At 72.0% G+C, this 13,295-nt stretch carries 14 protein-coding genes; 6 read left to right on the top strand and 8 right to left on the bottom strand.

Annotated elements, in window-relative coordinates:
• Nucleotides 1–4: 4 nt before the first annotated feature.
• Nucleotides 5–493 (top strand): SRPBCC family protein, encoded by a 489-nt coding sequence (locus tag ACTWP9_RS16305; RefSeq protein WP_443246873.1) that lies wholly within the window; start codon nucleotides 5–7, stop codon nucleotides 491–493.
• Nucleotides 494–521: 28 nt separating this feature from the next.
• On the opposite strand, the gene ACTWP9_RS16300 is transcribed toward ACTWP9_RS16305, so the two are convergent.
• Nucleotides 522–1,652, bottom strand: a complete 1,131-nt coding sequence (locus ACTWP9_RS16300; RefSeq protein WP_443246872.1) for a PLP-dependent cysteine synthase family protein — start codon at nucleotides 1,650–1,652, stop codon at nucleotides 522–524.
• Nucleotides 1,653–1,789: 137 nt separating this feature from the next.
• On the opposite strand from ACTWP9_RS16300, the gene ACTWP9_RS16295 reads away from it, so the two are divergent.
• Together ACTWP9_RS16295 and ACTWP9_RS16290 are read left to right on the top strand one after the other, a co-directional pair.
• Entirely contained in the window at nucleotides 1,790–2,101 is a 312-nt protein-coding gene (locus tag ACTWP9_RS16295) for a hypothetical protein (RefSeq protein WP_443246871.1), read from the top strand.
• A gap of 142 nt (nucleotides 2,102–2,243) precedes the next feature.
• On the top strand, nucleotides 2,244–2,846 hold the full coding sequence (locus ACTWP9_RS16290; RefSeq protein WP_443246870.1) for an ATP-binding protein: 603 nt from the start codon (nucleotides 2,244–2,246) through the stop codon (nucleotides 2,844–2,846).
• A gap of 33 nt (nucleotides 2,847–2,879) precedes the next feature.
• On the opposite strand, the gene ACTWP9_RS16285 is transcribed toward ACTWP9_RS16290, so the two are convergent.
• From ACTWP9_RS16285 to ACTWP9_RS16265, 5 genes are all read right to left on the bottom strand, one after another.
• Entirely contained in the window at nucleotides 2,880–5,507 is a 2,628-nt protein-coding gene (locus tag ACTWP9_RS16285) for an ABC transporter permease (RefSeq protein WP_443246869.1), read from the bottom strand.
• Nucleotides 5,504–6,250, bottom strand: coding sequence for an ABC transporter ATP-binding protein (locus ACTWP9_RS16280; protein WP_443246868.1), 747 nt, complete (start codon nucleotides 6,248–6,250; stop codon nucleotides 5,504–5,506). Before ACTWP9_RS16280 ends, ACTWP9_RS16285 begins: the two co-directional genes overlap by 4 nt.
• The gene (locus ACTWP9_RS16275; protein ID WP_443246867.1) at nucleotides 6,247–6,564 is read right to left on the bottom strand and encodes an SHOCT domain-containing protein; all 318 of its coding nucleotides are present in this window, start codon (nucleotides 6,562–6,564) and stop codon (nucleotides 6,247–6,249) included. The genes ACTWP9_RS16280 and ACTWP9_RS16275 overlap by 4 nt, the downstream gene beginning before the upstream one ends.
• A 188-nt stretch (nucleotides 6,565–6,752) precedes the next feature.
• Nucleotides 6,753–7,301 (bottom strand): GNAT family N-acetyltransferase, encoded by a 549-nt coding sequence (locus tag ACTWP9_RS16270; protein ID WP_443246866.1) that lies wholly within the window; start codon nucleotides 7,299–7,301, stop codon nucleotides 6,753–6,755.
• A 4-nt stretch (nucleotides 7,302–7,305) separates the two neighbouring features.
• Nucleotides 7,306–8,538 (bottom strand): ROK family protein, encoded by a 1,233-nt coding sequence (locus ACTWP9_RS16265; protein ID WP_443246865.1) that lies wholly within the window; start codon nucleotides 8,536–8,538, stop codon nucleotides 7,306–7,308.
• 17 nt (nucleotides 8,539–8,555) lie between these two features.
• Here ACTWP9_RS16265 and ACTWP9_RS16260 point away from each other — a divergent pair, with 17 nt between their 5' ends.
• The 3 genes from ACTWP9_RS16260 to ACTWP9_RS16250 all read left to right on the top strand — a co-directional run bounded on the left by ACTWP9_RS16260 (nucleotide 8,556) and on the right by ACTWP9_RS16250 (nucleotide 11,219).
• Nucleotides 8,556–9,806, top strand: a complete 1,251-nt coding sequence (locus ACTWP9_RS16260) for an MFS transporter (RefSeq protein ID WP_443246864.1) — start codon at nucleotides 8,556–8,558, stop codon at nucleotides 9,804–9,806.
• Between the two features lie 74 nt (nucleotides 9,807–9,880).
• The gene (locus ACTWP9_RS16255) at nucleotides 9,881–10,717 is read left to right on the top strand and encodes an alpha/beta fold hydrolase (protein WP_443246863.1); all 837 of its coding nucleotides are present in this window, start codon (nucleotides 9,881–9,883) and stop codon (nucleotides 10,715–10,717) included.
• 37 nt (nucleotides 10,718–10,754) lie between these two features.
• Nucleotides 10,755–11,219 (top strand): DUF4442 domain-containing protein, encoded by a 465-nt coding sequence (locus ACTWP9_RS16250; RefSeq protein ID WP_443246862.1) that lies wholly within the window; start codon nucleotides 10,755–10,757, stop codon nucleotides 11,217–11,219.
• A gap of 49 nt (nucleotides 11,220–11,268) precedes the next feature.
• Here the strand turns inward: ACTWP9_RS16250 and ACTWP9_RS16245 are convergent, their stop codons facing one another.
• Both ACTWP9_RS16245 and ACTWP9_RS16240 read right to left on the bottom strand, forming a co-directional pair.
• Nucleotides 11,269–11,934, bottom strand: a complete 666-nt coding sequence (locus tag ACTWP9_RS16245) for a response regulator (RefSeq protein ID WP_443246861.1) — start codon at nucleotides 11,932–11,934, stop codon at nucleotides 11,269–11,271.
• 39 nt (nucleotides 11,935–11,973) lie between these two features.
• The gene (locus ACTWP9_RS16240; protein ID WP_443247012.1) at nucleotides 11,974–13,170 is read right to left on the bottom strand and encodes a sensor histidine kinase; all 1,197 of its coding nucleotides are present in this window, start codon (nucleotides 13,168–13,170) and stop codon (nucleotides 11,974–11,976) included.
• Nucleotides 13,171–13,295 lie beyond the last annotated feature (125 nt).

Raw genomic sequence — 13,295 nt, 5'->3', positions numbered from 1 at the left:
TCGTATGGCACGTCACCTTTCGGCACGTCAACTGCACCCTGTCGGACTGGACTTTGCCGACACCGCGCCGCTGCGGCTCGTCTTCGCGGCGGATCTCGGGGTGCCGGTCGAGCGGGTCTACGCGGCGCTGGCCGAAGAGTTGGAGACGTGGCCGTGCTGGTTCACGGCGGTCACCGAGCTGCGGCCCACCGGTGGCGGCCAGGGCCGGGACGTCAGGCTGAAGGGCGGGGGCTTCTTCCAGGAGACGGTCCTGGCGGCGCACCCCGCCGAGCGGTACGCCTACCGGATCGACCGCACCAACGCGCCTGGCGTACGCGCCATGCTGGAGGACTGGAATCTGGCGCACTCCACAGCCGGCGGGACCCGGGTGGGCTGGACGATGGCCGTGGACGGCACGCCGGCGCTGCGTGCCGTTCTGCGGCTGGGCAAACCGGGGATCGGCGCCTCGTTCCGGGATGCGATGCGGAAGCTGGAGCGCAGACTGCGCCCCTGAAATCCGGGGCCTGCGCGGGGCGGGGTGGCTACGACCACTCGCCGGTGGCGAGGAAGCGCTCCAGCGTGCGGGTGTACGGGCCGATGTCCAGGCCCTGTCCGGCGAGCCAGGCGTCCGAGTAGTACTTGTCCAGATATCTCTCGCCCGGGTCGCAGAGCAGGGTGACGACGCTGCCCTGCTCGCCGGCGGCCAGCATCTCGGCGACGATCCGCAGACTGCTCCACAGTCCGGTGCCTGTGGAACCGCCCGCCTTGCGCCCCAGTACCCGGTCGAGAGTGCGTACGGCGGCCACGCTGGCGGCGTCCGGGACCTTCATCATGCGGTCGATGGCGCGCGGCACGAAGCTGGGTTCCATCCGGGGCCGTCCGATGCCCTCGATGCGGGAGCCGGTCTCGCTGGTGGCGTCCGGGTCGCCGCGTGTCCAGCCTTCGAAGAAGCAGGAGTTCTCCGGGTCGGGGACGCAGACCCGGGTGTCGTACTGCATGTAGCGGATGTAGCGCGCGAAGGTCGCCGAGGTGCCGCCGGTGCCCGCGGTGGCGACGATCCAGGCGGGTTCCGGGTACCGCTCCCGGCAGAGCTGCTGGTAGACGGACTCGGCGATGTTGTTGTTGCCGCGCCAGTCGGTGGCCCGTTCGGCGTAGGTGAACTGGTCCATGAAGTGTCCGCCGCTCTCTGCGGCGAGCCGTGCGGAGACCTCGTAGACGGTCCGGGGGTCGTCCACCAGATGGCAGGTACCGCCCTGGAACTCGATCAGACGGGTCTTCTCGTGGCTCGTCGTGCGCGGCATCACCGCGATGAACGGCACCCCGATCAGCTTGGCGAAGTACGCCTCGCTCAGCGCCGTGGAACCGCTGGACGCCTCGATGACGGGGCGGCCGGGGCGGATCCAGCCGTTGCACAGCGCATAGAGGAACAGCGAGCGCGCCAGGCGGTGTTTGAGGCTGCCGGTGGGGTGGGTCGACTCGTCCTTGAGGTACAGGTCGATGCCCCACTCCTCGGGGAGCGGGAAGGCCAGCAGATGGGTGTCGGCGCTGCGGCCGCTCTCGGCCCGCACCTTGCGTACCGCCTCCTTCAGCCAGCCGCGGTGGTCCGGGTCGCTGCGGTCCACGTCCTGGGTGGGGAGATCCGGGACAGGAGGGGCGGGTTCCGTGGCGCTCACGGGCCGATCATAGAGGGGGCAGGTAGACAGGCCCGGACATGGGCATGCTCCCGGCGAGGGGTGGAGTTTCTCCGGGGTGTACGGGCACCGCTCGGGGGTACCCCTGCTCGGCAGGATCCGGTGGGAGGCGGTGTGTAGTGGCGGAGCCGGAGTTCGACGCGACTGGGGTCGGGATAAGCAGGATGCTTCGCTCACTCACCCGGGCCGGCCATGTGCTGGTGCGGGACGGCGAGCTGGTACTGATGACCAGCTACGGCAGTGAGATCGACAGCGCGCCGGTCGACGAGGTGCGGATCAGCGGCTATGGGCTGCGCGATCAGGCACTGGCGACGTTGCGGGGCAGAAGCTATCTGCTGCGGCTGGGGCTGAGGCATCGGGAGGGGCTGCTGTCGGCCGTGCGTATGGCGCGGGCGAAGGCCGCCGCCGAGCGCGGTGTGCTCGGCAGATGAGCAGACGCCAGCTCCCTGTGTGACCGAATCGTCGCTGAGCGTTTGCACCTCCGCTCGTCCGCTCTCATCCTGGCTCTGTAGCGCACGTCACATGTGATCCGTCCCCGCCCTCCGGGCGGCCCCTCGTGAGGGAGTCACAGTCGTGATCAGTCCACCGAGCAGCACGAGCAAACAGATCAGCCCAGCGCGACACTGTGCCGTGGAGTTCCAGGCGTTGCCCTCGCGCATAGGCCAGGTGCGCAGGATCGTCTCCGCCCAGCTGCGGTACTGGCGTCTGGACGCTCTCATAGACGCCACCGCGCTCGGCCTGACCGAGCTGCTGGCCAACGTCCACCGGCACGCGGACCCCGAGGGGCGCAGCGCCGGCGACGGCGCAGCGCTCGCCGACAAGCACTGCACCGTGGAGCTCTCCTTCGTGTGGAACCGGCTCACGGTCTCGGTACACGACCACGACCCCCGGCTGCCCCGGGTTCGCGGCTCGGGCGAGCGGGAGCCGCTGTCCACCAGCGGGCGGGGGCTGGCGCTGGTGGCGTCCATCAGTGAGAGCTGGGGGATGCGCACGCGGTCCGACGGCTCCGGGAAGACCGTATGGTTCTCCCTCCCCGCCCCCTCACCCGATCCGGCCGCCCAGCCCCGGGGCCGTACGGGCGGCGCCGCACGCGACGCCGCCCCGCCGGACCGCTCGGCCCCCGCCCCGGCGCCCGTGCCGCCCCCCGCCGAGGTGGAACCCGCAGCAGCGGGCTGAGGGCCCCGCGGCAGTCCGGCTGCCCCGCCCGGGCTACTCGGTGGCGATGGCGCGGAGCACATCCAGGCGGGCTGCTCTGCGCGCGGGGCGCCAGCCCGCCAACAGTCCGGCGGCAACGCCGACCAGGGCGATCACAGTCAACTGCGGCGGCGGCAGGCTGAAGACGCTCAGCCCCCGGCTGTCGGTGGCCCGCACCAGCGCCCAGCCCAGGAACCCGCCGAGGCCGAGTCCGCCGAGCGTGCCGAAGGTGGCGACCAGCACCGACTCCCACCGCACCATGGCCCGCAGTTGGCCGCGGGTCTGGCCGACCGAACGCAGCAGCCCCAGCTCCCTCGTACGCTCGTGCACGGTGAGGGTGAGGGTGTTGGCGATGCCCAGCAGGGCGATGAGCACGGCGAGGCCCAGCAGCGCGTAGACGAGGGTCAGCATCATGTCGATGCCGCCGGCCGCGGACTGCGCGTACTCCTCGCGGGTCTGCACATCCGGTTTGCCGTAGCGGTCCGCGACCCGCTCGACGGCGGCCTGGCCCGCTTCCTGGGAGACGCCGTCCTTGAAGCCGACGGCCAGCAAACTGTCGGCGTCCTGGGTGCGGTGCGGTGCCCACGCCTGGTCGGTGATGACGTAGTCGCCGGTCAGCCCGCTCGTCTCGTAGACGGCGCGGACGGTGAAGCGCTGCTCGGTGCCGTCGGTGAAGGTGAGCTTCGCGGCCGAGCCGGGCCGCCAGCCATGGTCGGCGGCCTCGCTCCGCGAGACGGCGATGCCGCGGGTGCCCAGATCGGTGAGGGAGCCGTCCACCTCGCCCAGGTTCATGACACGCGGCAGCGCGGCCGGATCGGTCACGGTCAGTTCCTGGCCAGCGCCGTCGACGCGGGCGACACCACGGCCCAGGCCGAGCGCGGTGTCCACCTCGGGCAGCCGCTGCAGGGCTGGGGCCAGTTCGGGGCTCAGATCGCTGCCGCCGGCGCCGAAGCCGGGAGTGCCGACGGCGACGTCCCCGGCGAAGTTGCGGCTGACCGTCTCGTCCATCATCGCCTTCAGCGAGGAGGCGAAGACGGTGAAGAGGGTGACGACGGCTACGCCGATCATCAGCGCTCCGGCGGTCGCGGCGGTGCGCTTGGGGCTGCGCAGTGCGTTGCGCTGGGCAAGCGCCCCTGTCGTACCGCGCAGCCTGGCCACCGGCCCGCCCAATGCCCGTACGGCGAGTGCTGCCGCCAGTGGCCCGAGGACGATGAACGCGGCAAGGACGGCGACGGCGCCGGACGCGGTCATCGTCACCGACCTGCTGCCGGAGGCGGCCCCCAGCGCGGCGAGCGCGATCCCGGCAGCGCCGAGCACGACTCCGAAAGCGGCGCGGGCGCGGGAGACGCGGGTGTCTTCCGCGACGGTCTCCCGCAGTGCCGCCAGCGGCGCGGTGCGACCCGCCCGTACAGCAGGCAGCAGCGCGGAGGCGAGGCACACCGCGACCCCGACACCCAGCGGCAACAGCAGGGACAGGGCGCTGATGACCAACGAGCCCTCGGGGAAGGGGAACCCGACCACCGGGAAGAGCACTTGGAGCCCGGCGGCGATCCCGATCCCCGCGGCGAGCCCCACGGCCGAGGCGACGGCACCGACGACCGCGGCCTCGCTCAGCGTGGTGCCCAGCACTTGGCGGCGGGAGGCGCCCAGGGCGCGCAACAGGGCGTTCTCCCGGGTGCGCTGGGCGACGACGATCGCGAAGGTGTTGTGGATGGAGAAGACGGCGACCAGCAGTGCGATGCCGGAGAAGACGAGCAGCAGGCTGGTGAAGAGGGTCAGGAACTGACCGGAGATGTTCTCGGAGTTCTCCTCGGCCGCCTCCTCCCCCGTGACGGCCTCGACGCCCTTGGGCAGCGCGGACTCCAGCCGCTCGGCGAGCTGCCGCTGGCCGGTGCCGTCCTCGGCCCGTACCCGGATGGAGGCGGCCATGCCGGGCTCGGGCATCAGGTACTTCTCGGCGTCCGCGCGGGTCAGCCCGGCGAAGGTGGACTGCCCCATGCCGCTTTCGCCGCCGAAGGTGGCCAGGCCGACGATCCTCACCCGGACGGGGTCGGGGGTACGCAGGGTCGTCACATCGCCGATCCGGAGCTTGCCGGACTCGGCTGCGCCCTCGTTGACGACGACCTCGCCGGAGGACCGGGGCGCACGGCCCCGGGAGAGCTCATAGGGGTTGAGCTCCTTGTCGTGGATCCAGTTGCCCGCTGTGGTGGGCGGGCCCTGGCCGCCGACGGGTTTGCCGTCGGCGCCGACGAGTTGCCCGGCGCCCTCGATGCCGGGTTCGGCCGCGGCGACGCCAGGCGTGCCGCGTACGGCCTTGAGGCTCTCGCCGGTGCGCAGCGGGCTGCGGGTGCCCATCGCATCGTCCGAAGTGGTGATGACGCTGTCGCTGCGCACCACCGCGTCGGTGCCGCTGGTGGCGTTGCCGAACAGCGTGTCGAAACTGGCCCGCAGCGTGTCGCCCATGACTAGGGTGCCGGTGAGGAAGGCGACACCCAGCAGCACTGCGGAGAAGGTCCCGGCGAAACGGCGTTTGTGGGTCCGCAGCGACGCGAAGCTGATCCGCAACGCGGCACGGGCGCTGCCGTCGGTGCCCGTTCGGGCGCCGTTGTCGGCGCCTGCGCGGGCTCTGCTGTCGGTGCTCATCGGGCCGCCCCCGTACGGTCGTACGACTTGAGCTGGTCCAGCACCCGTTCCGCCGTGGGCTGTTGCATCCGCCCGGCGAGCCGGCCGTCGGCGAGGAAGACGACCTCGTCGGCGTGTGCGGCGGCCACCGGGTCGTGGGTGACCATGACGACGGTGCGGCCCATCTCGTGCACCGCGCGGCCCAGCAGCCCTAGCACCTCCTCACTCGATTGGGAGTCGAGATTGCCGGTGGGCTCGTCGGCGAAGACCACCTCGGGCCGGGAGGCGAGCGCCCGGGCGACGGCGACGCGCTGCTGCTGACCGCCGGAGAGTTCACCGGGCCGGTGGTGCAGCCGGTCGCCGAGCCCGACGACGTCGATGAGAGCTGCGGTCCACTCCGGGTCCGGACGCGAGCCGGCCAGATCCTGCGGGAGGGTGATGTTCTCGGCGACGTTCAGGGTCGGCAGCAGATTGAACGCCTGGAAGACGAAGCCGACCCGCTCCCGGCGCAGCAGGGTGAGCTTCTTGTCACCGAGAGAGCCCAGTTCGGTGCCGCCGATGTACGCCTGCCCCGAGGTGAGCGTGTCCAGCCCGGCGGCGCAGTGCATCAGGGTGGACTTGCCCGATCCGGAGGGGCCCATGATGGCGGTGAAGCGGCCCGTTCCGAAGCCGAGCGTCACGCCGTCGAGTGCGCGGACCTCCGTGTCACCGCCGCCGTAGACCTTCACGGCAGCGGTGACACGGGCTGCGGCGGTGCCGCTCATCGCTTGCCGCCCTTGGACTCGCCGCGGCGGCGCTCACGGGTGCTCTCGTTCAGCACGGAGACGCGGCGCCAGTACTCGTCCTCGTCCATCTCGCCCTGCGCGAAGCGCCGGTCGAGCATGTCGAGCGGGCTCTCGGTGCCCTCTGCCATGCGCGGCTGCGGCTGCCAGGGGCCGCGCGGACCGCGACCGCCGCGCCGGACGGTGCGGCGCAGCAGGACGATCCCGCCTGCGATGACGGCGGCCCAGACGAGGGGGAAGAAGAGGATCCAGGGTCCTGGGCCTCCGCCGTTGTGCCATTGCGCCAGGGTCTGCATGGTTCTCAGCTCCTCGGTAGCGGTCGGTGGTGCGCGCTACCGAGAGTGCGCGTTGAGCAGGGGCCCGGTCGTCGTACGGCCAGCGGCAGTGCGGATACCTCCCGGGGAGTACGGAGGGGGTTTCCGGCTGCTCCCTCGCGAGGCGCGTCACTCAACGACGTGGGCGACCGGGCTTCATCCGGCGATGGCTACGGACCCCGGCGACGACGAGCGGCATCCTGTTTCTCGTCCACCTCCCGGCGCATGCACACCCGCGGCCAGCGGTCCAGCCCTGCCTTGGTCTCCCGGACGCGGATCTCCCGTAGTTCTGGGCCGAGTTCGTGTGCGGCGAGGGTGCGGAAGCCGAGGCGGGCGTAGTAGGGCGCGTTCCAGGGGACGTCGGTGAAGGTGGTGAGGGTGAGCGCGGGCATCCGGTCGGCGGCTGCGCGGGCCGTCAGGTGGTCGAGGAGTGCGCGTCCGATGCCGCGCCGGGCCCGGTCCGGGTGGACGGAGAGCTGCTCGATGTGCAGGCAGCCGTCGACCGGTTCGGTGAGTACATAGGCGACGGGTGGGCCGTCCGTGGCGTCCGTGGCGACCCACAGCCCGCCCGCTTCCGCGAACTCGCGCAGGCACTCCGTCGAGGGCGGCTCGTCGTCGGCGATCTCGTCCATGCCGAGGTCGCGGAACCACCGGCCCGCAGCCCGTTCTATCTCCTGAAGCCTGCCGAGTTCGCGGGCGGTACCCGCTCGGATAAGCATGGGCCTATCCTCCCAGCGCTCCGATCGGGTCATCGAGCACGGGCTGCCAGGCCAGTTCGGCGGCGCCTACCAGGGAGTTGTGCTCCAGTTCGCTGGGCAGTACGGGCACGCTGCCGCTGCGCCCCCACAGGCTGCGGTCCGCGACGACGCCGCGCAGCCGGTCCCCGTCGGCCTCCACCAGGGCGCGGTGCAGTCCGGCGAGCACGATGCGGTCGGGGTTGAGGATGTTGACGAGCCCGGCGAGGCCGAGCCCGAGCCGGTCGATGAGCCGGCCGGCCGCCTCACGGACCCCGGGACCGGTGTCGTACTCCGTACGGACGAGTTCGGCGGCCTGGGTCAGCAGCGAGGTGCCGGGGTCGGCCTCGCGCTCGGCGGCGTCGAAGAGGGCCACCGGGTCGGTCTCCACGTCGAGGCAGCCGCGGCTGCCGCAGTGGCAGGGGCGGCCCTCGGGGTCCACGGTCAGATGGCCGACCTCCAGGGCGAGGCCCGAACTCCCGGTGTGCAGCCGCCCGTCGAGCACGAGCGCCCCGCCGACGCCGTGGTGTCCGGTGCCGACGACGAGCAGATGGCGGGCTCCGCGTCCGGCGCCGTGCCGGTGCTCGGCCAGTGCCGCGACGTTGAGGTCGTTGGCGGCGAACCCGGTGACCGGGGCATCACCGGCCAAGCCGGTGACATCGGAATCGGCGAGGCAGGTGCGGAAGGTGTCACGCACCGGAGCGCCCGCCTCCCAGGTGAGGTGCAGCGGGTTGAGCGCGGTGCCTTCCGGTTCGGCGACGGCCGAGGGCACGGCGAGCCCCGCGCCGACGCAGCGCCGTCCCGTGCTGCGCAGCAACTCGGCGCCCACCTCGACTACTTCGCTGATCACCTGTGCCGGGTCGGCGTCCACGGTGCCGCAGCCGGGCGCGGTGGCGACGATGCGCCCGCCGAGGCCGACCAGGGCAGCGCGGTAGCCGTCCGCGTGGATCTGCGCGGCCAGCGCCACGGGCCCCGCGGGGTCGACGGCGAGCCGGTGGGAGGGGCGGCCTTGGCTGCCGACGGGAGCGGTGGGATGGGCGTCGACGGTGATCAGCCCGAGGGCTTCCAGCTCGGCGGCCACGGCCCCGGCGGTCGCGCGGGTCACGCCCAGTTCGGCGGTGAGCACGGCGCGGGTGGGCGCCTGCCCGGTGTGGACCAGCTCCAGTGCGGGCCCGAGCGCCGAACGCCCTCTCTCCAACCTTGTTGTACGCGTAGGGGTCACGCCTCTATTCTCTCTTTGTGCCGACACTAAACAAAATACGGTCGGCGCTCGCCGGTGCGAAGGGGCACGGCGGCCGGTCCACCGCCGCCTCCCACCGCCCGGACCTGCGCCGCTTCCGTTACGCACTGACCGCCTTCTTCGCTCTCGATGGCTTCCTCTTCGCCGGTTGGGTTGTCCGCATCCCCGCCGTCAAGGCCCAGACGGGCGCCTCTGCCAGCGCTCTCGGCCTCGCGCTGCTCGGCGTGTCGGCGGGAGCCGTGGCCACCATGATGGTGACCGGACGATTGTGCTCCCGCTTCGGCAACCAGCCTGTTCTGCTCGCCTGCGGTTTTCTGCTGCCCCTCAGCGTCGCACTGCCGCCGCTCACCCGCTCGGTACTCGCCCTGGGTCTGGTGCTACTGGTCTTCGGCGCCGCCTACGGAGGGATCAACGTCGCCCTCAACAGCACCGCCGTCGATCTGATCGCCGCTCTGCGCCGCCCGGTGATGCCGGGCTTCCACGCCGCCTTCAGCCTCGGTGGCATGGTCGGCGCGGGCCTCGGCGGGCTGCTCGCCGGGGAGTTGAGCCCGACCCGGCATCTGCTGCTCCTCACGGTCGCGGGACTGATCGTCGCCGCACTGGCCGCCCGGCCCCTGCTGCGCTTCCAACTGCCGGTTGCACCACGCGCGGAGCACGAGCAGGGTGCCGGTCCCGCTCGGGCCACGCGGATGACCGGGCGGGCGCGCCGGCTGGTCGCCGTACTGGGGCTGATCGCACTCTGTACGGCGTACGGCGAGGGCGCGTTGGCCGACTGGAGCGCGCTGCATCTGACGGACGACCTGGGGGCGAGCGCGGGCCTCGCCGCCTCCGGCTACTCGGTGTTCGCCGGGGCCATGACGCTGGGACGGCTCTCCGGCACGACCCTCGTCGAACGGCTCGGCCCCGGCCGGGTGCTGGTCGGCGGTGGCGCGCTCGGCTGCTGCGGCATGCTGCTGGGCTCGCTCGCGCCGTCGGTGTGGCCGGCTCTGGCCGGCTTCGTCCTCACCGGTCTCGGGCTGGCCAACGTCTTTCCCATCGCCATCGGGCGGGCCGGCGATCTCGCGGGGCCCGGCGGTGTCGCCGCCGCCTCCACCTTCGGCTACGGCGGAATCCTGTTCGGCCCGGTGGCCATCGGCTTCCTGGCGGACTGGTTCTCGCTCCGGACAGCGCTGTTGACGGTCGCGCTGCTGGCGGCGCTCGCCTCGGTGACGGCGGCGGCGACGCGACGGGCGGTGCTGCCGGACCACTGAGGTGGCCAGAATCTTGCGCTTGTCGTCACTCAGGCCAGTTTTTCGACGGCCCAGCAGCCCGCAGAGTGGTACCCATGAACGACACATGGACGCTGGACCGCACCTTCGAGAGCACGACCGGAACGGTGCGCTGGGCCACCCTCGGCGACCCCGCGCTGCCGCCCGTGGTGCTGCTGCACGGAACCCCCTGGTCCTCCTACACCTGGCGGAGCGTCGCCCGCGCGCTCTCGGCCGACCACCAGGTGTACGTGTGGGACATGCCGGGCTACGGCGCTTCGGCGAAGTACGAGGGGCAGGACGTCTCCCTCGGTGCGCAGGCCCGGGTGTTCACCGAACTCCTGGAGCACTGGGGGCTGGAGCGGCCCGCCGTGGTGGCGCATGACTTCGGCGGCACGGTGGCCATGCGCGCGCACCTGCTGCATGGAGTACCGTTCGAGCGGCTCGCGCTGGTGAACGTCGTGGTGGCCTTCGACTCCTGGGGCTCACCCACGTACAAGCTGATGGGCACGCACCCCGAGATCTTCGCTCAACTGCCGCCCGCGCTCCATCGCGCCATGGTCCGCGAGTACATCTCCTCAGCCAGCGCGCCGGGCCTGCACCCCGATGTCCTCGACCAACTGGCCCGGCCCTGGCTGGACGAGGCGGGACAGCCCGCGTTCTTCCGTCAGATCGCCCAGAACGACCAGCGCTGGACCCACGAAGCGGAAGAGCGGTACGGCGAGACAACGGTGCCGGTACTCGTCTGCTGGGGCAGCGATGACGCCTGGATCCGGTCCGACAACGCACACCAGATCGCCGACCGCATCCCCGGAGCCCGGCTCCAGCTGATCGAGGGCGCGGGCCACCTCGTACAGGAAGATGCTCCGGCAGAACTGACCGCAGCACTGGTGAAGTTCCTGGGCAACAAGTGATTACCGGGCAGTAACGACCGGTGCTAACGTCCCGCTCATGGCTAACGTGCTGCGCACCCCGAAGGGACTGCGGCGAGCCCTGAGCTGGTACCCGCCGTACCGCTTTGCAGGCATCCGGGTCCTGGACATCGCCGACGACTGGAGCAGCGCCCGGGTACGGCTGAAGCTCGGCCGGCTGAACCGCAACTACTTCGGCACGCAGTTCGGCGGCTCGCTCTACTCGATGAGTGATCCCTTCTGGTGCCTGCTGGCGGTCAACCGGCTGGGCCGGGAGTACGTGGTGTGGGACAAGGCGGCCGAGATCGAGTTCGTCTCCCCCGGACGCGGCGATGTCTACACCGAGTTCAAGCTGACCGAGGACCGGCTGGAGGAGATCCGCGCCGCCACCGCCGACGGCTCCAAGGCGCTGCCCTGGTTCGAGTCGACGGTCACCACGGCGGACGGCACCATCGTCGCCCGCGTGCGCAAACAGCTCTACGTACGCCGCAAACGGGACGGGTGACAGCAGACGTCCTACCGGCCGGCTCCGCGGCTCCGCCGTTCCGCGGCTGTCAGCCGAGCCAGCCCGGGCGCACCAGGCCCGACTCGTAGGCGAGGACGACCAGTTGGGCGCGGTCACGGGCACCCAGCTTGACCATCGTGCGGCTCACATGGGTCTTGGCGGTCAGCGGCGAGACGACCAGGCGGCGGGCGATCTCCTCGTTGGAGAGCCCGATTCCCACCAGCGCCATCACCTCCCGTTCCCGCTCGGTGAGTTCGGCCAGCCCCTCGGTCCCGGCGGGCTCCTTGGAACGGGCCGCAAACTCCTCGATGAGCCGCCGGGTGACGCCCGGCGACAGCAGTGCGTCCCCGTCGACCACGGCGCGCACCGCCCGCACCAGTTCGTCCGGCTCGGTGTCCTTGACGAGGAACCCCGAAGCTCCCGAACGCAGCGCCTCGAAGACGTACTCGTCCAGCTCGAAGGTGGTCAGCATGACCACCTTCACCTCGCTCAGCTCCGGGTCGGAGGTGATACGACGAGTGGCGGCCAGGCCGTCCACGAGGGGCATCCGGATGTCCATCAGGACCAGGTCCGGGCCGAGTTCCCGTACCAGCGCGACCGCCTCCTCGCCGTCTGCCGCCTCGCCCGCCACCTCGATGTCGGGCTGCGCGTCCAGCAGCGCACGGAAGCCGGCGCGCACCAGGAGCTGGTCGTCGGCCAGCAGCACACGGATCACGGTCTCTCTCCTCGTCTCGGCGGCTCTGCGGCCGGGCGCTCACTGTAGCGGCGGCCTGTTCTCCCCGGAGTGCAGCGGGATCGTCGCGCGGACGCGGAAGCCGCCGTCCGGTCGCCGGCCCGCCTCGACGGTGCCGCCGAACGCCGCGGCGCGCTCGCGCATCCCCACCAGCCCGTTGCCGCCCCCCGTCGGCCCGGTGCCGGTCGCGGGCCCTTCGTCGTCGACGAGCAGCTCCAGCACGTCGGTGCCGTAGCGGATACGGATACCGGCCGTGCGGGAGCCGGAGTGCCGCACGGTGTTGGTGAGCGCCTCCTGGACGACGCGGAACGCCGCGAGATCCGCCCCCGGCGGCAGCGGTACCGGCGTCCCTTGGGTCTCGGTGCTGACCCGGAGCCCGGCGCTCGCGGCCTGCTCGGTCAGTTCGCCGAGCCGGTCCAGACCCGGCGCCGGCGCGCGGGGCGCGTCCCCCGGCGCCCGCAGCGTAGCCAGCACCTGGCGCACTTCGCCGAGCGCCTCCTTGCTGGCCGACTTGATGGTGGTGAGTGCCGTACGGGCCTGCGCCGGATCGGAGTCCAGCAGTGCGAGCCCCACGCCCGCCTGCACGTTGATGACGGAGATGCTGTGCGCCAGTACGTCGTGCAGCTCGCGCGCGATCCGTAGCCGTTCCTCGTCGGCCCGCCGCTTCGCGGCCTCCTCTTCCTCGCGTACCCAGCGCACCCGCTCGGCGCGGCGCACCCGGGCCAGGTCGCCCGCCGTGCACAGCGCGACCATCCATACGGCCATGAACAGGTCGGTCCCCCACGGCCCCGGCCCGTTCCCCGCCGGCGGCAGCCGGCCGTAGAACGTATGGGCCGCCAGCAGATTGCCCACCCACAGCGTCCCGAGCGCCCCCCAGGCCGCGTACCGGTACCCGGCGACGAGCGCGGCGAACCCGGCCACCACGACGCTGAACAGCACCGGGCCGTAGGGATAACCGGCCGCCAGATACACCAGCGTGACCGCCGACGCACCGAACACCGCAGTACAGGGAAACCGATGCCGCAGCAGCAACAACAGCGGCCCGAGCACCAGCAGCGCCCGGGCCGCACCGTCCAGGCCCACGGTGTCCGCCCGCTGGTTGTACGCGGCGAAGGTGGTGCCGACCTGCTGCACGACCAGGACGGCGAGCGAGGACGGCCACGGGATACGCCGCACCCCCGGCCCGTGCCCGGGGCGGCGGAGCCACGGGGGAAACAGCGGCCAGTCGGCGGGCGGGTTGCCGCCGAGGGAGAACGGGTTGCCGCCGAGGGACAGGTGGCCGCCGAGGCGCGCGTTGCCGCCAAGGCGCGCGTTGCCGCCGGTGGAAGAGTTGCCGTCTGGAG

Source organism: Streptomyces sp. 3N207 (genome assembly GCF_052246355.1).
Classification (GTDB): Bacteria; Actinomycetota; Actinomycetes; order Streptomycetales; family Streptomycetaceae; genus Streptomyces.
This window is presented reverse-complemented; position numbering and strand designations above follow the sequence as displayed.